General features: G+C 67.3%; 19 protein-coding genes. 9 read left to right on the top strand and 10 right to left on the bottom strand.

Annotation, left to right across the window (positions count from 1 at the left end; all coding sequences use genetic code 11):
• Nucleotide 1 precedes the first annotated feature (1 nt).
• The 5 genes from ACCQ06_RS03170 to accC all read left to right on the top strand — a co-directional run bounded on the left by ACCQ06_RS03170 (nt 2) and on the right by accC (nt 5,817).
• Nucleotides 2-2,329: a protein-disulfide reductase DsbD family protein gene (locus ACCQ06_RS03170; RefSeq protein ID WP_316690120.1), complete on the top strand. Its 2,328-nt coding sequence runs from the start codon at nt 2-4 to the stop codon at nt 2,327-2,329.
• A 643-nt stretch (nt 2,330-2,972) separates the two neighbouring features.
• Nucleotides 2,973-3,419: a type II 3-dehydroquinate dehydratase gene (aroQ, locus tag ACCQ06_RS03165; RefSeq protein WP_104614398.1), complete on the top strand. Its 447-nt coding sequence runs from the start codon at nt 2,973-2,975 to the stop codon at nt 3,417-3,419.
• A gap of 98 nt (nt 3,420-3,517) precedes the next feature.
• Nucleotides 3,518-4,000: an acetyl-CoA carboxylase biotin carboxyl carrier protein gene (accB, locus tag ACCQ06_RS03160; RefSeq protein ID WP_104614397.1), complete on the top strand. Its 483-nt coding sequence runs from the start codon at nt 3,518-3,520 to the stop codon at nt 3,998-4,000.
• A 77-nt stretch (nt 4,001-4,077) separates the two neighbouring features.
• A complete protein-coding gene (locus ACCQ06_RS03155) occupies nt 4,078-4,407 on the top strand; it encodes a four helix bundle protein (protein ID WP_316690119.1) in 330 nt (109 codons plus the stop codon).
• Between the two features lie 42 nt (nt 4,408-4,449).
• On the top strand, nt 4,450-5,817 hold the full coding sequence (gene accC / locus ACCQ06_RS03150) for an acetyl-CoA carboxylase biotin carboxylase subunit (protein ID WP_055853158.1): 1,368 nt from the start codon (nt 4,450-4,452) through the stop codon (nt 5,815-5,817).
• A gap of 291 nt (nt 5,818-6,108) precedes the next feature.
• On the opposite strand, the gene ACCQ06_RS03145 is transcribed toward accC, so the two are convergent.
• Both ACCQ06_RS03145 and ACCQ06_RS03140 read right to left on the bottom strand, forming a co-directional pair.
• Entirely contained in the window at nt 6,109-6,474 is a 366-nt protein-coding gene (locus ACCQ06_RS03145) for a hypothetical protein (RefSeq protein WP_316690118.1), read from the bottom strand.
• Nucleotides 6,471-7,397 (bottom strand): hypothetical protein, encoded by a 927-nt coding sequence (locus ACCQ06_RS03140; protein WP_228322964.1) that lies wholly within the window; start codon nt 7,395-7,397, stop codon nt 6,471-6,473. Before ACCQ06_RS03140 ends, ACCQ06_RS03145 begins: the two co-directional genes overlap by 4 nt.
• A gap of 723 nt (nt 7,398-8,120) precedes the next feature.
• Here ACCQ06_RS03140 and prmA point away from each other — a divergent pair.
• Entirely contained in the window at nt 8,121-9,041 is a 921-nt protein-coding gene (gene prmA, locus ACCQ06_RS03135) for a 50S ribosomal protein L11 methyltransferase (RefSeq protein ID WP_228322963.1), read from the top strand.
• An 11-nt stretch (nt 9,042-9,052) separates the two neighbouring features.
• Here the strand turns inward: prmA and ACCQ06_RS03130 are convergent, their stop codons facing one another.
• The gene (locus ACCQ06_RS03130) at nt 9,053-9,547 is read right to left on the bottom strand and encodes a hypothetical protein (RefSeq protein ID WP_104614392.1); all 495 of its coding nucleotides are present in this window, start codon (nt 9,545-9,547) and stop codon (nt 9,053-9,055) included.
• Nucleotides 9,548-9,691: 144 nt separating this feature from the next.
• On the opposite strand from ACCQ06_RS03130, the gene ACCQ06_RS03125 reads away from it, so the two are divergent.
• The 3 genes from ACCQ06_RS03125 (at nt 9,692) to fis (ending at nt 11,777) form a co-directional block, all read left to right on the top strand.
• Nucleotides 9,692-10,069: a helix-turn-helix transcriptional regulator gene (locus ACCQ06_RS03125; protein ID WP_005997552.1), complete on the top strand. Its 378-nt coding sequence runs from the start codon at nt 9,692-9,694 to the stop codon at nt 10,067-10,069.
• A 247-nt stretch (nt 10,070-10,316) separates the two neighbouring features.
• Entirely contained in the window at nt 10,317-11,390 is a 1,074-nt protein-coding gene (locus tag ACCQ06_RS03120) for a DUF3426 domain-containing protein (protein ID WP_316690117.1), read from the top strand.
• A 114-nt stretch (nt 11,391-11,504) separates the two neighbouring features.
• Nucleotides 11,505-11,777 (top strand): DNA-binding transcriptional regulator Fis, encoded by a 273-nt coding sequence (fis, locus tag ACCQ06_RS03115; RefSeq protein ID WP_002804983.1) that lies wholly within the window; start codon nt 11,505-11,507, stop codon nt 11,775-11,777.
• Between the two features lie 79 nt (nt 11,778-11,856).
• Here fis and ACCQ06_RS03110 read toward each other — a convergent pair whose 3' ends face one another.
• The 7 genes from ACCQ06_RS03110 to ACCQ06_RS03080 are packed head-to-tail and all read right to left on the bottom strand — an operon-like array spanning nt 11,857 to nt 19,098.
• A complete protein-coding gene (locus ACCQ06_RS03110; protein ID WP_316690110.1) occupies nt 11,857-12,831 on the bottom strand; it encodes a phosphatidate cytidylyltransferase in 975 nt (324 codons plus the stop codon).
• Complete coding sequence (locus ACCQ06_RS03105; protein ID WP_228322959.1) at nt 12,828-13,460, bottom strand: lysophospholipid acyltransferase family protein; 633 nt, start codon at nt 13,458-13,460, stop codon at nt 12,828-12,830. The genes ACCQ06_RS03110 and ACCQ06_RS03105 overlap by 4 nt, the downstream gene beginning before the upstream one ends.
• Nucleotides 13,457-14,101, bottom strand: coding sequence for a CDP-alcohol phosphatidyltransferase family protein (locus ACCQ06_RS03100; protein WP_228322958.1), 645 nt, complete (start codon nt 14,099-14,101; stop codon nt 13,457-13,459). The genes ACCQ06_RS03105 and ACCQ06_RS03100 overlap by 4 nt, the downstream gene beginning before the upstream one ends.
• Nucleotides 14,101-15,573, bottom strand: a complete 1,473-nt coding sequence (locus ACCQ06_RS03095) for a TIGR04222 domain-containing membrane protein (protein ID WP_316690109.1) — start codon at nt 15,571-15,573, stop codon at nt 14,101-14,103. The genes ACCQ06_RS03100 and ACCQ06_RS03095 overlap by 1 nt, the downstream gene beginning before the upstream one ends.
• Nucleotides 15,570-16,013 carry a hypothetical protein gene (locus tag ACCQ06_RS03090; RefSeq protein WP_316690108.1) on the bottom strand — a complete coding sequence of 148 codons (444 nt, stop codon included), beginning with the start codon at nt 16,011-16,013 and terminating at the stop codon, nt 15,570-15,572. Before ACCQ06_RS03090 ends, ACCQ06_RS03095 begins: the two co-directional genes overlap by 4 nt.
• Nucleotides 16,010-17,347, bottom strand: coding sequence for a phosphatase PAP2/dual specificity phosphatase family protein (locus ACCQ06_RS03085; protein ID WP_316690107.1), 1,338 nt, complete (start codon nt 17,345-17,347; stop codon nt 16,010-16,012). The genes ACCQ06_RS03090 and ACCQ06_RS03085 overlap by 4 nt, the downstream gene beginning before the upstream one ends.
• Nucleotides 17,344-19,098, bottom strand: coding sequence for a bifunctional alpha/beta hydrolase/class I SAM-dependent methyltransferase (locus tag ACCQ06_RS03080; protein ID WP_316690106.1), 1,755 nt, complete (start codon nt 19,096-19,098; stop codon nt 17,344-17,346). Before ACCQ06_RS03080 ends, ACCQ06_RS03085 begins: the two co-directional genes overlap by 4 nt.
• Nucleotides 19,099-19,144: the final 46 nt, after the last annotated feature.

The following is a 19,144-nucleotide window of genomic DNA, read 5'->3' as shown; positions in this document are numbered from 1 at the left end:
CATGAAGTTTTTGTCCCGCTGGATCGCCCGCTGCGCACTGTTGTCCGCCCCGGTCATCGCCGCCTCGCTCGCACTGGTGGCACCGGCCGCGCAGGCGGTCAGCGAGGCCGACCTGCTGCCGGTGGACCAGGCCTTCGTGCTCAGTGCCCAGGCCGAGGGCCGCGACAGCATCGGCCTGACCTGGAAGATCGCGCCGGGCTATTACCTGTACCGGCACCGCATCAGCGTCAAATCCGGGCAGGGCTTTTCTGCCGGCGACCTGGCGCTGCCGGAGGGCGAGAGCAAGCACGACGAGTTCTTCGGCCAGGTGCAGACCTACCGCAAGCAACTGCAGGCCACCCTGGCCGGCAAGGCCGATCCGGCGCTGCAAACCGCGGTATTGCAGGTGCAATACCAGGGCTGCGCCGACGCCGGGGTGTGCTACCCGCCACAGCGGCGCGAGATCCGCGTGGCCCTGCCCGGCGCGCAAGCGGCTGGTGCAGCTACGCCCACGCCCACGCCGCAACGCGAGAATCTGGGCGCACTGGTGCCACGCACCGCGCCCGGCCCGCGCCTGTTCGGGGCGCCCGGCCAGACCGCCGGCGTGGATGCGCTGCCGCTGCCGGCCGAGCAGGCCTTTACCTTCGAAGCCATCGTCGGCGACGGCAACAGCCTGCTGCTGCGCTTCACTCCGGCACCCGGCTATTACCTCTACCGCGACCGCACCTCGCTGGCGGTGGAAGGCAGCGGCGGCGTGCGCACCGGGCTGCCGCGCTGGCCGCAGGGCAAGACCCATCGCGATGAACATTTCGGCGATGTGGTGGTGTATTTCGACCAGGCCGAAGTCACCTTGCCGTTGCTGCGCGAGCATCCCGACCCGGCGCGCGTGACCCTGGTGGCCACCTTCCAGGGCTGCCAGACCGATGGCATCTGCTACCCGCCGATGACCCGCCGCGTGACGCTGGACCTGCCGGCCGGCACGGTATCGCCGCAGAACCAGGCGCAAGCCGCCCCGCTGATGATCTCGCCGCTGGCCGCCGGGCAGGCGCCGCCCGAGGCACCTGCAACGGCACCGGACAGCACAACGCAGCCCGCCCCGACGGCGGCAGCCGACAACTCGCAGCGCACCCAGCCGCCGCACACCGACAAGGGCCTGCTGGCGATGCTGGCGCTGGCGCTGCTCGGCGGGCTGGTGCTGAACCTGATGCCGTGCGTGCTGCCGATCCTGTCGCTGAAGGTGCTGGGCCTGGCGCATAGCGGCGAGAGCCGCAGCCACGCGCGCAGCCATGCCATCTGGTATTCGCTGGGCGTGCTGGTGTCCTTCGCCGCCATCGGCGGGCTGGTGATCGCCCTGCGTGCGGCCGGCCAGGCGGCCGGTTGGGGCTTCCAGCTGCAGCAGCCGTGGTTTGTGGCGGCGCTGGCGTATCTGATGTTTGCGGTGGGCCTGAGCCTGTCGGGCGTGTTCACGCTGGGCAGCAATCTGGGCGGCATCGGCCAGTCGCTGGCCGCGCGTAATGGCCCGTTGGGCGACTTTTTCACCGGCGTGCTGGCCTGCGTGGTCGCCAGCCCCTGTATCGCCCCGTTCATGGGCACCGCGCTGGCCTATGCCTTCACTGCGCCTGCGCCGCTGGCGATGCTGGTGTTTCTGGCGCTGGGCCTGGGCCTGGCGCTGCCGTTCCTGCTGATCGGCTTCATCCCGTCGCTGGCGCGGCGCCTGCCCACGCCCGGCGCGTGGATGGAAACGCTCAAGCAGGTGCTGGCGTTCCCGATGTATCTCACCGCGATCTGGCTGCTGTGGGTGTTGGGCAAGCAACGCGGTGTGGATGCGTTGGCGCTGATGTTGGTCGGCGCCACCCTGCTGGCGTTGGGCCTGTGGTGTTTCGAGCGCAGCCGCTGGAACAGCAACCGCACGGGCATGCGCCTGGCCGCAGTGATGCTGGTGCTGGCCATCGTGCCGGTGGTGGGCGTCACCCGCCTGCGCCTGCCGGCCGCCACCGCCGCCAGCGAAGGGGCGGTCGCATTTTCGCCGCAACTGCTGGATCGCCTGCGCGCCGACAACCGCGTGGTGTTCGTCAACATGACCGCCGACTGGTGCGTGACCTGCAAGGCCAACGAAAAGAACGTGCTGGGCGGCGCCGAATTCCGCGACGCGCTGCGCCGCGTCGATGCGGTCTACATGAAGGGCGACTGGACCAATGTCGACCCAGCCATCAGCACCTTCCTCGACCAGCACCAGGCGGTCGGCGTGCCGCTCTACGTGGTCTACGGCCCCGGCGCCCCGCCGGCGATCCTGCCCACGGTGCTGACCAATGCGATCACCGAGGATGCGTTGTTGCGCGCGGCGCGGTGAGTCGCGTTTCGAGAAGCGGGCAAGGATGTGGTGGTCTACGAAAGCATCCAGGGCGGCACACCAATCCCGGCAACGACTCCCAGGCTGCGCAGAGCGCTGCACTGACATAGGCTGAGAGGCCATTACGGAGCGCAAGCAGATCCGGCGACCGACGGCGAGCATCCGCTTGCCGTTGGTGGTCCCGCAGACATGCCAGCAGCGACCAGCGGCCTTGCTGGCGGTGGGACTTTCGACACCCCACCCAGCCCACTGCCGCAGCATGCCGCCCTGACGATCGACCATCGCGGGAGGCAGCGCGCGCAGACCCGAACCACGAATTGCTGCCGCCGGCACAGAACCCTGACGCGCGGCCATGGAGGATGCAGGCATGCAGACCGGCAGAGCTGCAGTCTTGGCCACATCGTCCAATTGCCGCACACCAGCGCGTCGCGCCTGAATACCTGACGATGCGCAGCGACTGCACACAGGGCAGGCGGCAGATCTTCGAACCGGACCTGTTCGGCCCGGATGCCCGCCAGCACTCGCACTGGCCGCAACCACCGGGCACTTTCAATCAATCGTTTAAAACACGCATAACTTCTGCTATCTGGACAGCATCGCCCACATCGCGCAGACTTCTGGCCTTTCCGCTCTGCTGGATCTCATGGCCCACCTGCTGCTGCTGCATGGCCCCAACCTCAACCTGCTCGGTACCCGCGAGCCGGAGGTCTACGGGCGCACCACGCTGGCGCAGATCGATGCGGCCCTGGTGGACCGCGCGCAGGCGGCCGGACACACGTTGGCCTGCCTGCAGTCCAACGCCGAGCATGTGCTGGTGGAGCGGATTCACGCCGCCCGCGAGGACGGCACCGCCTACATCCTGATCAACCCGGCCGCCTTCACCCACACCTCGGTGGCGCTGCGCGACGCGCTGCTTGGCGTGGGCCTGCCGTTCGTGGAGATCCATCTGTCCAATCCGCATGCGCGCGAGCCGTTTCGCCACCACAGCTATCTCAGCGACAAGGCCGACGGCGTGATCTGCGGCTTCGGCGCAGACAGCTACCGGCTGGCGCTGGAAGCAGCGATCGCGCGCCTGGAGCGCGACGTATGACACCTGCAGCAACGACCACGGCGCCCACGCCGACGGTCTGACTCCATTCCGCCGGCACCCCGCCGACACTCTCCACCGATTCACCTCAAGAGGCCCTTATGGATCTCCGCAAAATCAAGAAACTGATCGACCTGCTCGAAGAATCCAATCTCGCCGAAATCGAGATCAAGGAAGGCGAAGAAAGCGTGCGTCTGGCGCGTGTGCCCAAGGGCACCCAGGTGGTGAGCGCGCCGATGCAGCAGTACGCACCGGCCCCCGCCGCGCCGCCGCAAGCGGCCTCCATGCCGATGCAATCGCCCACCGAAGCCTCCACCGGCGGCGCAAAGCAGGTTGCCGCGTTGCCGGAAGGCCATGTGCTGCGCGCGCCGATGGTCGGCACGTTCTACACCTCGCCCTCCCCCGACAAACCGGCCTTCGTCACCGTGGGCCAGGCGGTCAAGGCCGGCGACACCCTGGCGATCATCGAGGCGATGAAGATGTTCAACCCGATCGAAGCCGACGTCTCCGGCACCATCGTCGCCATCCTCGGCGAAACCGGTCAGCCGGTGGAATTCGATCAGCCGCTGTTTGTGATTGGCTGAGCGGCCGGGAATCGGGAGTGGAGAATCGGGAATCGGCAAAGCGGCCTCACGAACGTCTTGAGGCGTGGCGCGATTCCATGGAGCTTGTCGAAATGATCCATCGGTTCACCGAGTTCTTTCCCGAGCAGGAACGCTACGGCCTGATAGCGCAATTGCGCCGTGCGGCCGTCAGCGTTCCGTCGAATATCGCCGAAGGTGCGGCGAGACGCTCCACCCCCGATTACGCGCGGTTTCTCTCGATTGCGCGCGGCTCGCTCTCCGAACTGGATACACAGGTCCAGATCGCCGGACGACTGGGCTATAGCAACATCGAAGACGAAGACATCGTCAGCCAGCAGGTCGACCAGGTCTTCGCCAAGCTCACCGCATTGATGAATGCCTTACGCAGACGTGGAGCCGCACCATGATGCCCGCATCTACCCATTCCCCATTCCCGACTCCCTATTCCCATGCTAGATAAAGTCGTCATTGCCAACCGAGGCGAAATCGCGCTGCGCATCCTGCGCGCGTGCCATACGCTCGGCATCCGCACGGTCGCGGTGCATTCCACGGTCGACCGCAACCTCAAGCACGTGGCCATGGCCGATGAGTCGGTGTGCATCGGCCCGGCCGCGTCCAGCGACAGTTACCTCAATATCCCGGCGTTGATCGCTGCGGCCGAGGTCACCGATGCGCAGGCCATCCATCCCGGCTACGGCTTCCTGTCGGAAAACGCCGATTTTGCCGAGCGCGTAGAAGAATCCGGTTTCATCTTCATCGGCCCCAGGGCCGACACCATTCGCCTGATGGGCGACAAGGTGGAAGCGATCCGTGCGATGAAGGCCGCCGGCGTGCCGTGCGTGCCTGGCTCGGGCGGCCCGCTGGGCGATGACATCGTGGCCAACACCAAGGTGGCGCGCGAGATCGGCTACCCGGTGATCATCAAAGCTGCCGGTGGCGGCGGTGGGCGCGGCATGCGCGTGGTGCATTCGGAAGCGGCGTTGAAGGCGGCGATCGAAACCACCAAGTCCGAAGCCAAGGCCGCTTTCAGCAACGATCAGGTCTACATGGAGAAGTTCCTGGAAAATCCGCGTCACGTGGAAATCCAGGTGCTCGCCGATGGCCAGGGCGGTGCGATCCATCTGGGCGAACGCGATTGTTCGATGCAGCGCCGCCATCAAAAAGTGGTGGAAGAAGCGCCGGCACCGGGCATCACCGAAGAACTGCGCGCTGAAATCGGCAAGGTCTGCGTGGATGCCTGCATCCGCATCGGTTATCGCGGCGCGGGCACCTTCGAATTCCTGTTCGAAGGTGGGCGTTTCTACTTCATCGAAATGAACACCCGTATCCAGGTGGAGCACCCGGTCACCGAGCGCATCACCGGTATCGATCTGGTGTGCGAGCAGCTGCGCATCGCCGCCGGCCACAAGCTCAGCATCAAGCAGAGCGACATCGTGCTGCGCGGGCATGCGATCGAGTGCCGCATCAATGCCGAAGACCCGGAAACCTTCATGCCCAACCCGGGCCTGATCACCGCCTTCCATCCGCCAGGTGGCCCGGGTGTGCGCGTGGATACGCACATCTATGCCGGCTACAAGGTGCCGCCGAACTACGACTCGATGATCGGCAAGTTGATCGTGCACGGGCCCGACCGCGAAACCGCGATCGCGCGCATGCGCGTGGCGCTGAGCGAGATGGTGGTGGACGGCATCAAGACCAACATCCCGTTGCAGCAGCGCATCATGCGCGACAAGGGCTTCCAGGCCGGTGGGCAGAACATCCACTACCTGGAAAAACGCCTGGCCGAGCGCAAGAACAAGTCGATTGCGCTGACCTGATCGCAAGCGTCATCGATGGCAATAAAAAAGCCCGGGAAACCGGGCTTTTTTGCTATGTCTGCACGATCGCTGCATTAGCGGTGTTGCGACAGTGCTGTGTAGACCAAGACGTGATTGGAAGCGTGTGTGGCATGCGCTGCCTGCAAGCGGAGCTGTTTGGCGTTGGCATGCCACGCAAACGCACGGGCATCGGCAGAGTCAGCGTCGTGGAAAACCGATCATCCCCAGCGATGCGCGCGGTGCCGCCACGATAACGCAGCGATCGAACCACCGTGCTGTCGGCAACACCATTCAACGCGGCGGCGCAGGCGCCTGCTGGCTGCCCGGCACCGGCACGATGCCGCTGGACGATGACGGATCCACCACCATCATGGTTTCGGTAGAGCCATCCGGCCAGACCACTTGAAACGTCGAGCCCGCCGACAAGGTGGAGAACGGCATCGCGCTGCTGGCGCGATATACCGCGGCCACCTGGCTGGCGCCATGCCGTCGCTGCTGCTCGTCGGCACCGACCGTGGTCGATTTGATCGACAGCGACTGGTAGCGGTGATCGGCGGTATCGATCATCACGATGCCCACCGCCGCGGCCGAATACGCCACGAACAATGCCACCCAGAACCAGAACTTGGCGCCATGCGCCAACCGACGGTAATTCATGACTGCGCTCCCGGATCGGACACCAATCGATCGACCATCTCATCCACGCTGTCTGCTCCCTGCCGCGATACCGCGGCGTCGAATACGAACGACACAAAATCCTGCGCGCCCTCGCGCGAGCAGATGCCCGCATTGGCGCAATAACTGGTGACCAACGTGCTATCGGCACTGCAGTCCAGGCCCAGGCGGCATGCGGCCACCTGCCAGGCGAGTTCGGCGAACTGATCGCCGGCCACATACCCTTGCAGACTGTCATCGCCGATGGCACGCGCACCCATCGCCGGCGCCAGGGCCAGATAGGCCTCCGGGTCGCGCGAGGCCAGCACACGGCGCACCAGCGCGCGCTTGTAGGTGGGCGTTGCCTGCAACGGTTCGCCCAGGGCCAGCAACGCGGCTTCGGCGGCCAGGCTACCGCCGCGCGCCGCGCTCAGCCGCTGCTGCGCAACCAGGCGCGGACCCAGCCCATCGCCGGGGGCAAAGCCGACGCAGCGCTGCGCCACCCGGTCGCGCGCGGCATGCATCGCCGCCACGCCCGGGGTCTGGTGCGCGGCGATCCACTCGCTATCGGCGGCGTAACCGGCCGGGCTGGACGCATACGGCGCGCAGTAATCGTAGACGCGGCTCAACCGCCAGCCGGCCTGCGCATCGCCGGCACGCACCTGTTGCTGCAACTGCTGTGCGTAGCGATACAGATCCCGCTGCGCATCCACCGCATCGCGATACGGCAGCTGCAGCGCGTTGCCGCGTTCGGAAGAGGCGTGGCGCACTGGCGTTGCAACAGCCACGCGCGCGGAAGTGGCGCTGACGGCAGGCACGGCAGTGGCGAGCGCCGTCGGTTGCGCGCGCAGCTGCCACCAGGCTCCCGCCGCGAGCGCGACGGGAGCGAGCAACAGCCAGAGATGGCGGGCACGGACAAGCGGCATGACGGCGGCAACCCAGCTGCGGAAGACGCCCGCAGCGACGGCGCGGAGTCTAGCACCCGGCTGTGCAGGCAGCGGCTGGCGAGCGAGCGCGGCCGGTGCGTGCGGTACCGACAGGCAATGCCAGCAGTGATGGCGAGCGCGACCGATAAAAACGACTACGGGACCACCAAACGGGCGCGACCAGTGCTGGTGCGGCAGGCACAACGCGTACACGCCGGTGTCTGCGCGGCGCCCAGATCCGCCTGTCAGCCGCTCGCTGCGCTTCTTGGCGCTCTTCGTGCAATGCGCCTGTTGCGTGCGCGCTGCGGATGTCTGGCCGCATCGCGATTCTGGTCCTGGTCCTGGTCCTGGTCCTGGTCCTGGTCGTGGTGGGTGTGCGTGTGCGTGTGCAGCGTACGTATTGCATGTGGACACGTCGCGATGGCGCCGCACTCGCGGGTTTCTACCTGACAAACCGAATGCGTGGCAGCCGGTGCGCGAGCGCGCTCAGTGCGATGTGTCTGCTGCTCGCGCTGAGTGCATCTGGTCGCATCGCGATCCGGATGCCGCATCCAGCACGCGTCTCGCCTGTGGATACATCACGATACCGGCGCGCTCGCGGGTTTCTACCTGATACATGGACCGCCACCTTCCACCAAACCGTGCGCCCCGCCTGGGGCACCGTGTCAGCCCGCCGGCACGAATCGTCTACGATGCACGCCTTGACGATTGCCGACTGCCACGATGCCGTTCCTTGAACTGACCCTGCCCTGCTCCGATACCACCCAGCCCCGCTTCCAGACCGCGCTGGAGGAGGTCGGCGCACTGGCGGTGACCCTGCTCGATGCCGATGCCGATACCAGCAACGAGCGCGCCATCCTGGAGCCCGGCGTGGGCGAGATGCCGCTCTGGAATGCGCTGGTGCTCACCGCGCTGTTCGATGGCGAGAGCGACGCGCTGGAGGTGCTTGCGGCGCTGGACGCGTTCGACCCGGAGCTGGACTGGAGCCAGGTGGCGCTGCGCATGGTCGAGGACAGCGACTGGGAACGTGCCTGGATGGATCTGTTCAAGCCGATGCAGTTCGGTGCGCGCACCTTCATCGTGCCGTGGAATCACGACCTGCCCGAGGAGGCCAACATGCCGGAGGCCGCCGTGGTGCGGCTGGATCCGGGCCTGGCGTTCGGGTCGGGCACGCACCAGACCACCGCGCTGTGCCTGCGCTGGCTGGACAGCCTGGCCGGCAGCGGCGAGCTGCAAGGCCGCAGCGTGCTCGACTTCGGCTGCGGTTCGGGCATTTTGGCGGTCGCCGCGCTGAAACTGGGCGCGGCCAGCGCCGTCGGGGTGGACCACGACCCGCAGGCGCTGTTGGCAACGGCCGACAATGCCGAGCGCAATGCCGTGGCCACGCAGCTGGCGGTGTATCTACCGCAGGACGAACCGGTGCAGAGCTACCCGGTGGTGGTCGCGAACATCCTTGCCTCGGCGCTGGATGCGCTGGCCGACACCCTGGCCGCGCGCGTGGCGCCGGGCGGCCGCATTGCCCTGTCGGGCATCCTGCACGGCCAGGAAGACGACCTACTGCAGCGCTACGCGCCCTGGTTCGATCAACTGCGTTGCGAACGCGACGAAGACTGGATGCGCATCGAGGGCGTTCGCCGCAGCTGATCGTGGTTTGCTCACCGCTGCGGGCGACCGGCGCGGATCTGCGCAGTGGTCACCGCATCGGCCACGCTGATCGCACGCAGGCGGGTCACCGCCTGCCAGCCGGCACGCTGTAACGCCGCATTACGCCAGCGCCCGGCCTGCCGGGCCGCACCCACGCGCAACCCCAACTCGGCCAGCAACAGCGCCATCCAGGCGCCCGCCGACCACGTGTGCGCGCCGGCCAACGCCACGCCTGCGGCAACACCAGCGAGCGTCGCCCCCACCCCCAGCAACGGCCAGTGCCGATAACGCAACGCCCAGACCCGCGGCGCCAGCGCGGCCGACCAGTGCACGCCTTCGACGATGGCGACCCAGTCCTGCTCGCGTCGCCAGACCTGATAGCAGGGCGCTCCGCGAAACCGCGCGACCGCCGGATCCAGCGGCGAATGGGCGGGCCACGGCGCGCGCGGCGGCGGTGTGTGGCCACGATGGCCAGGTTTTGGAGTGACAGGCTCGACCATGAACATCCTCCTTGAGTTCGCTGCGATCACATCCTCGACGTCGTTGCGACAGTATCGCAAACATATGCCGATATGAAAGACATACGAACTATCTCCAAGCGCTGCTAGGGCTATATCTCCCGGCCCTGCCTGCCTCCCATCCGGTGCCGTGTGAGCAAGCTGTACGAACGAGTACGCGAAGCCCGCAGCTTCACCAAGCTGACCCAGGAAGCTCTGGCCGGCGAGTTGGGCGTTACCCGCAGCGCGGTGGCGCAGTGGGAAATGGCCGAAGGCACCGCCCCGTCGGTGGAGAACCTGATCGGCCTGGCCAAGCGCAGCGGCATGGCGTTCGAATACCTGGCCACCGGCCGTGGCGAGCGCGTGTTCGGCCCGCCGGTGTCGGCCATTGCCGAGGAACCGGCCCAGTACCGCCGCCTGGACGACCAGCAACGCGTACTGCTGGCCCGCTTCGACACCCTGGCACCGCGTCAGCGCAGCGGGTTGCTGGATCTGTTGCTGGCCGAGGGCAAGACGCGGCGCAGGCGGTGAGGCTGGGAATCGGGAGTGGGGAATCGGGAATCGCAACAGCGGGTTTGCTGCGCTGTGACGTGAGCTGCGGTGGTGTTGGCGCTTCGCTTGGGCGTACGGCCACTTCCGTGGATCTAGTCCTCGGTAACGTCGCCGCATCGTTGCCAAGGCGCTGCGCCAGTGAGTACGCGTCGCACTTCCCCGTCCGGACATTCGCCCATCGCTGCGCACGTGGTTGAATAGCGGTCTTCCCGCTGCACGCCTGCCGATGTCAGAGACTCCGCCACCGCGCCGCCCCCTTGCCACCTTTCTGCGGGCCACGCCGCCTGCACCGACGTTGATTCAAGCGCCGGTGCTGCCGGCTACCGCGCCTGCAGAGCCGGTAGTGCCGATGCCCGCGGCTGAAACGCCAGCTGCGCCCGTGCTGCACCCGGTGCCGGCGCCGTCTGCGCCCGAGGTCGCTGCACCGAGCGCGCCGGTCGTGGTCGCACCGCACGCCGCGCTGCCGCAGACGACGCCACTGACCAGCGAACATGGCAGAGCTGCTGCAGACGACGCAGAGCTGCAGGAAACCGCGCCCGATGAACGCGAGGCGCCGCAGCTGCCGGTGGAGCGGCAGGCGGCAGACGAGGCGTCATACGCGTCCGCTGCCAACACCGCATCAGACATCGAACGCGACGCCGCAGACCGGCAGGACAGTGAGGCGCTCGATACCGGCGGCAACGCCACGTCCGCTACCGACATCGCAGCCCACGCGCAGCGCCACACCGCCGCCAGCGAGGCGCGCGCCCACGCCGCGCAATTGCATCCCTTGCCCGTGCCCGCGGTGGCAGCGCCTGCCTTCGCGCGCCGCGGGCTCAGCCGCCCGCGGCTGCGCGCCAGCGGGCGGCAGTGGGCGCTGTTGTTCGGGCTGGCCGGGTTGCTGGGTCTGCAGATCGTCATCGCCGACCGTGCGCATCTGGCCGGCGACGCACGCTGGCGGCCGCTGGTGGCCAGCGCCTGTGCGGTGGTGCGCTGCACGCTGCCGGCGTGGCGCGAACCGGCCGCGCTGACCCTGCTCAATCGCGATGTGCGCCCGCTGCCGGGCGTGTCCGGCGTGCTGCAGATCCAGGCCAGCTTCCGCAACGATGCGCCCTGGGCGCAGGCCTGGCCCTGGTTGCAGCTGTCGCTGTCCGATGCCGATGGGCGGGTGATCGGCACCCGGGTGCTGTCGCCGCAGGAGTATCTGGGCCAGGCGCCAGCCGAGCACGACACGCTGGCGCCGGGTCAGGCCGTGCAGGTGGCGTTTCGGGTACGCGAACCGGCTGCCAGTACCGCTGCCTTCAGTTTCGACTTCCGCTAAGCGGACACAACCTCGTCCGATAGCCACGTGGGCGTGGCGAGCGGTGAGGTCACGCGCTAGACTCACTCCCCCTCGCCGGCCCGCGCCCCGGCCTCGTGACACTGGGAACTTTCTTTGAACGCAGCCCCCTCTCGTCCTGACACCAGTCGTGGCGCCCCGAAGTCGCCGCTGCGCGAACACGTGGCCCAGTCCGTTCGCCGTTACCTACGCGATCTGGACGGCAGCGACGCGGACGATGTGTACGAAATCGTGCTGCGCGAAATGGAGATCCCGTTGTTCGTCGAAGTGCTCAATCACTGCGAAGGCAACCAGAGCCGCGCCGCGGCGATGCTGGGCATCCACCGGGCTACCTTGCGCAAGAAGCTGAAAGAGTACGGGCTGACGTAGATCGGCAATCGGGATTGGGGAATCGCAAGAACGGTGCAGCGTCGCTGACCTGCGACATGAGCCATGTCTTTGGGCAGCGTTATGCCCAGCCGTAGCGGATCAGATGGAAGAACACCGGTGCGGCAAAGCACACCGAGTCCAGCCGATCCAGCACGCCGCCGTGGCCTTCGATCATGTGGCCCCAGTCCTTGATGCCGCGATCGCGTTTGATCGCCGACATCACCAGGCCGCCAAAGAACCCCATCAGATTGGCCACCAGCGCCAGCGCGAACGCGTGCCACGGCGCGAACGGGGTGATCCACCACAGCGCCATGCCGAGCAGGCTGGCCGACAGCACGCCGCCAATGAAGCCTTCCACCGTTTTGGACGGCGACAATTTCGGCGCGATCAGATGGCGGCCGGCCAACTTGCCCCAGACGTACTGCAACACGTCCGACGACTGCACCACGATCACCAGGAACGCGATCAACAACAGATTGCGCCCGGCATATCCGGGGATTTCCAGATTCAGCAATGCGGGCACGTGCGAGATACAGAACACGCTGATCATCAAGCCCCACTGCACCTTGGCAGTGCGTTCCAGATAGCGCGTGGTATCGCCGCCGATGGTGGCCAGGATCGGCAACACCAAGAATGCGTAGACCGGAATCAGCAGCGTGTACATGCCGTACCAGCCGGTCCACACCAGCCCGTATTGCCACGGCAGCACGATGTAGAACGCGGCCAACAACGCGTAGTAATCGCCGCGCCGCGTCGGTGTCAGGGTGATGAACTCGCGCAGCGCGAACAACGACACCAGTGCGAACAAGCCGATGACACCGGCGCGCCCGAACACGAACGCGATGCCGACCACCCCCGCCATGACCCACCACGCACGGATCCGCGCCACCAGGTTGTCCAGCACCGCGCTCGGGCGTTCGCGCGCACGCCAACGCAGCGTTTCGGAAATCAGCGTGGCGATGATCAGCACCAGTGCGATACCGCTGAATAACCACAGCGTCTGCTGATGCATCGAGGACTGCTGCAACTGCCCGCTGAAGGCATACGGATTCATGCGCGCGCCTCCAGTTGGTCCGGCGACAACGCCAGCAGCGCCGCGCGTGCGCGCGCCAGGAACGCGTCCTTGTCTTCATCGGCATCCAGCCGCAACGGTGCGCCAAACGTGGTGGTGCACAACAACGGCAGCGGCAACCACTTGCCCTTGGGCATCACGCGTTTGAGGTTGTCGATCCACACCGGCACGAACTCCAGTTCCGGGCGTTGCCGCGCCAGGTGATACAGCCCGCTCTTGAACGGCAGCAGGCCTTCGTCCGGGTTACGCGTGCCTTCGGGAAACAGGATCAGCGAATCGCCGGCATCCACCGCGTCGCACAGGCATTGGATCGGGTCGCGGGTGCGTTGCGCCGGGTTGCGTTCGACCAGCACGCCATTGAACACCGCATGGATCAGATAGCGCCGCAACGCGGTGCGTTGCCAGTAATCGGCCGCGGCCACCGGGCGCACTTCGTGGCGCAGGCTGGCCGGCAACGAGGACCAGATCAGCACGAAATCGCCATGGCTGGCGTGGTTGCCGTAATACACGCGGCGCTCATTGGACGGTGCACAGCCGCGCCACAAGGCGCGCGCGCCGGTCAAGGTACGGATGGCGCCGCTGCAGGCGCGCGCGATCAAACGGGCAATCATGTCCACTCCAATGTGCGCACGATCATGCGCAGCCGCAGCACCACCGTCAGCACCGCACCGGCGATCAACACCGCCAGCGCGCCGATCAACACCCAGGCCGCGCTGCGCGGCTGGCCCATCCACTGCAGCGGCATCGCCAGCACGGTCATCAGCGACAACCAGTGCATGCGCTGCACGCGCGCCATCGGCCCCTGCCGTGGCTCGGCGGTGCCACAGGCCAGGCCGAGCATGCGCACGTAGGCGGTGGCCACACAGCACACTGCCGCCGCCCAGCCCAGTTGCGCGGCCCACGGCACGCTGGCCTGCAAGCCGTAGCCCAGCCCGACGCAGACCAGCACATCCGACAGCCGGTCCGGCGCATCGTTGTAGACCTCGCCGGCGCGCGACACCAGCCGCGCCTGTCGCGCCAGCACGCCATCCAGGCGGTTGCACCACAGCCGCCCCTGCAGGCCGAGCAAGGCCAGCAGCAGGGGGGCGGCGCCTTCGCGCGCCGGTGCGCTCAAGGCGATGTAGAACATCACCGCGGCCAGCGCGGCGAAGGCGATGCCGGCCCACGACACGCCATTGGGTGTGGCGCCGCGTCCGCGCAAGGCGCGTGCCCAGCGCTGGCGTCGTTGCAACAGGGTCTGCTTGCGTTGCATCAGTCGCCTCCTCCACCGCAACCACCACATCCACCGCCACCGTCTCCCCCACTATCGCCGCCACCGCCGCAACTGCTGCCGCTGCTGTCGGTGGTGCTGGTCGTTGGCGCGCGCAGCGTGTGGTAGCTCACCCAGGGCGTGCCAACCAAGGCGACGGTGCCGTACAACGCCACCGCTTCGCCGGGGTCGTTGCCAGTGCGCGCCGCATCGGGCCGGACTTTCGACCTGCGCTCGCGCAGGCGAGCGTCGCCGGCCCCGCTGCGGCGCACCGGCACCAGTAAAAACCCCAGCAGCACCATGCTGACCAGCACCATCAACGCCAGCAGATAGCCCACCGGATACCCCCCTTGCAGCCCGATCACCAGCTTGCACGCGCCCAGGGTCCACAGTGCGGCCACCGGCACGGCGCTTATCCCGCGCACCAGCAGCGCCATACGCCGATCCAGCAGCAAGCCCTTGTCGATCAGCCGCTGCTGCACCGGTGCGGCCAGCGTGCGTAGCGTCTGCCATGCCAGCACCGGATCCTCTCCATCGCGCACGCACTGCAGTGCCGGTTGCAGCGCCGCCGGCACTGCAACGGTGGGGTCGCAATGCAGCCACTTGCGCGCCTGCGCATCTTCATCGCGCTGCAGATGCACCGCATCGCAGGCCAGCAAGCGGGCAAACAGCAGATCGGCCACACGCCCGGCGCCACCGCTCAGGCAGGCCAGTTCCATCGTATCGACCGCGTGCACCGGCGAGGTGCGTCCGATGCTGCGCAACTGGCGGCGCAACCACGCCGAAGCCGACCAGGCCAGGCCGATGCCCACCACAAACACCGCCAGAAAACTGCTGCCGCGCCAGTGCAGCGGCGAGGCAGCCTCCCCGTTGCCGGCAACCACGCCAATCACCAGCGTCGCCACGGCCCACACCAGCAGCGTGCCGAGGCCGGCACCGCGCCGCGCGCGCATCGGCTCGCCGCGCAGGGCGCGCAAGCTGGCTTCGGCATCGTGCTGCTGCGCCGGCGTGGCTGCAGGCTGCGGCGGTGGCCAGACCTGCGTCGGCGGCGCGCCGAAGTGCGTGCTGTACCGCTCCAGGGTCTGCCAATACTGCGTCTGGAAACGCGCAGCGTCATCGCTGTCGCCACGTCCGGGCTGATGATGCAGCGTGGTCTGCAACACCTGCGGGCAGAACTGCTGCCAGTACTCGCGGGTGTCGGTGAGATGGGTGTGCCAGACCTGATCGACCAAGGGGCTGGGCGTGACATCGTGGGTGTCGCTGCAGGCCAGAAAACAGAACCGTCGGTATTCGTCCACCGCCAGCTGCGCCTGCGCCACGCTGCAGTGGGCCTGCTTGGCGACACGCCGCACGAACGCCGGCAACGCATCGGCATCGCTGCCGAAACGATACGCCTGCAAGCGCTGCCACAGCGCCAACTGCGCCGCGGTGGCCTGCATCGGTTCGGGCTGACCGGAGGCGTGCGCGTTGCTCATCCGAACACCCGCAGTGCCAGTGCTGCGACCATCCACAGCAACTGCGCCGCCACGCTCACCAGTTGCCAGCGCAGCAAGCGGCGCATGCCGCTCCAGCGCGCCGACCAATCGCGGGTGGGCGGCAGCGTCGCGCGCAGGCCGATGGCATGCAGGGCCGTGTCGAGTTGTTGCGCAGCCTGTGTCTCGTCGTTGCCGCGTGCGATCTGCGCGATCACGGCTTCCAGCAGGTCGACATCCAGGCCGACGCGGAATGCCCAATAGCGTTGCATCAGCCCGGCCGCTGCACTGAGCGCAAAGCTCAGTTGTATCGATGGCGGCGCTTCGGCAACACCCAGCAAGGCAATCGCGGCGGCCAGCAGCAGCAACGAGAACCGGTCCAGTGCCGCGCCCTGGCGCAACACCGCGCGCATGGCTGCCAAGGTCATCGGGGAGGTATTCATTGGAGGCTCCGCATGGCCACGCCGTCGTTCTCTAGCTGACCCGTGCACGCCGCCACAATGGCAGCGCGATGCTGTGCGCCCAGCACGATCGAAGCGCGCGCGGTACGCAGTTGCGCGATGGCCGCGTCCACATCGTTACTGCGGCCACTGCGCACCAACCAGGTCGCAACGCTGGCGGCGCTGCGCGAGTAGCCCAGTGCGCAGCACACCAGCAGCGGGCCATGCACGCGCGCGGCCTCGATCGCGTCGGCGGCGGCGCGTAGCTGCGCGGGCGTGGGCGCCACCAGATCCAGCATCGGCAGCGTGCGGTCGTGCGCACACGCTGCGTACAAGGACAACTCCGCACTGACGTCCACCACTACGGCGAATGCAGCGCGCTGGCCGGGCAGCGGAATGCGGCCCAGCCACACGCCATCGCAGACCACGCGCGGCAGCGGGTCGCGGCGCGTCCATCGCCGCGAGTTGCACCAGGCCGCCAGCAGATACGGCGCATACAACCAACGCGCGGCCAGGCTCAAGCCACCATCGGCGCGTTTCTGAAAGCCGAGCGCACCAAGCAGTGCATAGTTCAGCGCGACTAGGCCCAGCGACAGGCTCACCCACAGCATCCACAACCCGACGCCGCCGATGTACACCGCCGCCACGGCGCTGGCGACTGCACCGACCAGGTACAACGCGGCCAAACGCCAACGCCGCGGATCGCGCGCCAGGTGCGCCTGCGCAAACGGTGCGGCGATCCGCTCCGGCCACAGCCACACGCACAGCCAACCCGCGGCAAGGCCGGTGGGAATATCCAGAAAATGGTGTTGATAGGTGGTCAACACCGACACGCCGATCAAGCCGAACCAACCGTGCAACAGCCAGCGCCACACACCGGACAGATGCTGCGCGTAACGCACCCACAGCACCACCAGCAACACGATGTGCAGCGACGGCGCCTGATTGAACGGCTTATCGAAGCCCAGCAGCACGGCGAACAACCAGCCGAACACACCGTCCGTGTCCGGGCGCACGAAGCTATACCGCAACGGCCACAGCACAAAACAGGCCACGCACAGCACTTGCGCGCTGAGCAAACGCAGCGCATGCGTATCCAGTTCGCGGCGGGTCCGGCAGACGAAGAACGAGGCGGCGTAGAACAGATCGATCGTCCAATACGGCACGATGGTCCACGGCCAGAACGGCATACCGTGTTCCCAGCCGAACACCACCGACGGCACCTGTACCGCACGCCCGGCCAGCGTATTGGCCAGGCCATAACTGAGGAAGAAAAACGGCCCCAGGAGCGCCAACCACAGCGCGGCACGACCGCTCGGACGCGCGCCGTGCGTCATGCGTCGATCCGCTGCGCCATCGATACGGTGAAGATGCCGAATGCATCGATCCGCTGCGCCACCTTGCGAAAGCCTGCCGCCTCCACCAGCGCATCCATCTCCTGCTGGCTGCGTCGGCGCATCACCCAGGCCACGCCATCGCGGTGACTGGTGAGCGCGCGCGCGATGAATTCCAGCTGCGGATGCCACGGCTGGCCGGTGTAGAGCAGATAGCCGCCTGGCAGCACCGCAGCGGCCAGGCCGGCCAGCGAGCGCGCCACCTGGTCGTTGTCGGCAAACAGTTCGTACAACCCCGACACCACCGCCAGGGTGGGCGCCGGCTGCACCGCGGCCAAGGCGGCCGGGTCGAACGCATCGCCTTGTTCGAAGCGGGCAATGTCGCCGGCGCCGAGCGTGCCAATCAGCGCACCGCCCTGGGTGATGTTGAGCGGGCTGAAATCGCGCAGCACGATGGCATCGGCACGTTGCGTACCGCTGCCCAGTGCTTCCAGCACGTAACGGCCATGGCCCGCGGCCACATCGAGCACGCGCACCGGCAGGCCGGCCTGGCGCAAGCGGCCTGCCGCATCGCGCAGCAGTTCGCCCAGATGCGCGCCACGGATGCGGATGCCACGCCAGCCGATCGCATCGAGATAATTGCGGTCGATCATGCGCCCCAGCGGGCCACGTCCACGCGCCTGGTTACGGTAGATGTAATCCAGCGTGCTACCGGAATCGAAGCCGGTCTGCAGGCCCAAGGCAATGCCCTCGGACAACGTGCCGCCCAGACGCAACCCGGCACGCACGCCGCGCCAGCGCAGGTCCTGCAGGCTGTTGCGTTGCGGCGGCCAGGCCAGCCGTTCGGCTTCTTCGAAGCTGGGTCCGGCGCGATGCGCATCGCGCAAGTCCGCACGCACTGGCGGCTGTGCGAAACGCGCTTCGATAAAGCTGCGAATGGGCGCGATGGCCAGCGCGCGGTCGCGCTCGCCCAGGGTGTCGTGGAAGAAACCGGGCAGCCAATGCCGCTGCTTGATCGGCGAGCGCAGGTTCTCGTAAAACCGATCCTGCGGGCCGCGATGCACCACAAAGTCCGAGCCGGACACCAGCAGTTGCGTCGGCACGGTGATCGCCTGCGCATCGGCCACCACACGGTCGGCTGCTGCATACAGACCCAGCAGCACGCGCACCGAGATCGGACGGGTGATCAGCGGGTCGGTGCGGTAGCTTTCCACGCGTTGCGCATCGTGGGTGAGCCACTGCGGCTTGACGTAGCTGTTGACGAAGAAATTGCCGCGCAACGCATGCATCAGCGCCAGCCCGGCCCGTGCGAACGGCACGTACAACTTGACCTTGAACGCCGGCGAGGCCAGCACCAACGCGCGCAGCGGCGGGGCGTAATCGTGCACCCAGGTGGCCGCAACCACCGCGCCCACGCTCTGCGCGATCACCGCGATGTCCTGCACCGCGATGCCGTGCGTGGTGCCCAGATGCGCGATGAAGCTGTCCAGATCGCGCACCAGTGCATCGAAGCCCGTTGCATCGCCGCGCACGCCCGGCGAGCGGCCATTGCCGCGCGCGTCCCAGGCAAAGAATTGCGCATCGGGCAGATTCAATTCTTCGGCCAGATGCATCACCCGGCCGGAGTGCTCATGCCCGCGATGCAGCAGCACCACCGCCTTGGGTGCAGCACCTGCCAGCTGCGCCGGCCAGTGCCGATAAAACAGCTGCGCACCGTCGAAACTGGCGAATTCGCGCTCTACGACATCACGCATCGGATCATCCTGAAATCAGTGAGAAAAAGTGAAGGCCGTGCAGCGC

The organism is Xanthomonas sp. NCPPB 4467 (genome assembly GCF_041475665.2).
Lineage (GTDB): Bacteria > Pseudomonadota > Gammaproteobacteria > Xanthomonadales > Xanthomonadaceae > Xanthomonas > Xanthomonas dyei.
The sequence above is the reverse complement of the archived record's forward strand: the minus strand, read 5'-3'. Positions and strand labels throughout refer to the sequence as shown.